1 pseudogene is annotated in these 1,134 nt (G+C 69.8%); it reads right to left on the minus strand.

Features of this window, described 5'->3' with window-relative positions:
* Nucleotides 1-1,134, minus strand: a pseudogene (locus J2847_RS33900) (hypothetical protein); the annotation flags it as partial.

Here is a 1,134-nt window from a genome sequence, read left to right on the forward strand (position 1 = left end):
CCCAGGCGGAGGCCAGCCGCTCGGCGTCCTCGGCCTGCTGCCGCAGGGTCTGGTCGTACTGCGCCGCCTGGACGGCCCGTTGGGCGTCATCCACGGCGCGCAGGCGGGCCACGATGGCGTCGTAGGGCTCGATCGTGCCCCGCGCCGCCTCGGCCATGGCCTTCTGGTGGAGCGTCGCCTCGCGCACCGCTGCCGACGACACGCCGTAGGCCCGCGCCACCAGCTCGTTGCCGGCGACGTCAGCGGCGGCGGCCCGGTTGCTGTCCACCACCGCGACCGTGAGCTGGAGCAGCGCCTCCTTATGCCGGATGGTCCTGATTTCGTCGGCCGCCAAGCCGCGCAGGCGGCGGTCGCGGATCTCTTCCTCTGCCCGCATGTCGGCCTGAGCAAGCGTCCGCTGGATGGCATTCCCCTGCATCGCTTCGGACAGATGCTCGAAGGCCGCAGCCTGCTCGCTCACATACTTGGCAGCGGCAGGGTCGGGCATCCCGCTCCGGGCGTTGGATGTGCCGGCGGTGCGCGGCGCCCCGGTGCGGATTTGCGACGACTGGTTTGCCGCGCTCTCCTTCTCCAGTTTGGCGAGTTGCTGCATCAGGTCGATGCGGCGCAGGATGATCGCCTCGTGGTTGGCCTGGATGCCGGATGTCGCCTCGGGCAGGCGGCTGTACTGCGCATCCAGATCCGACAGCTCCCGGCGGATGCCGGCGATCCGCTCCGCCTTGGTCGGCTCTCCGATGCTGCCGGCCGTCTTGTCCAGCAGCAGGGCCAGCGTCTCCAGCCCCTTGAGGACGATGGGGCGGCTGGCGATGGAGTCGAGCAAGCGGTTGTAGCCGGCGGACAGGCGTTCCATAGCCGCGCCGGCCGGGCTCAGCGCCTTCTCGTGCAGCCCGTCGAACTGCCGGTGGAGCGCGTCGATCGCGGTCTTGAGCACGCCAGCCTGATCGCCATGCCGCGCCATCGTCTCGATCTGCCGGCGCTCGTCCACCGTCAGGAAATTGTATTGGTCATCCAGCTTGCGGATGCCGGCGTACCCTTCGGACAGGGCGTCGGTCAGACCCTTGACCGATTCGGCCACGTCGTCGGTTCCGGCCGCCATGTTCCGGCCGATGCTGGCGACATCGCCCAGCATGGACG

This window comes from Azospirillum agricola (assembly GCF_017876095.1).
GTDB lineage: Bacteria > Pseudomonadota > Alphaproteobacteria > Azospirillales > Azospirillaceae > Azospirillum > Azospirillum agricola.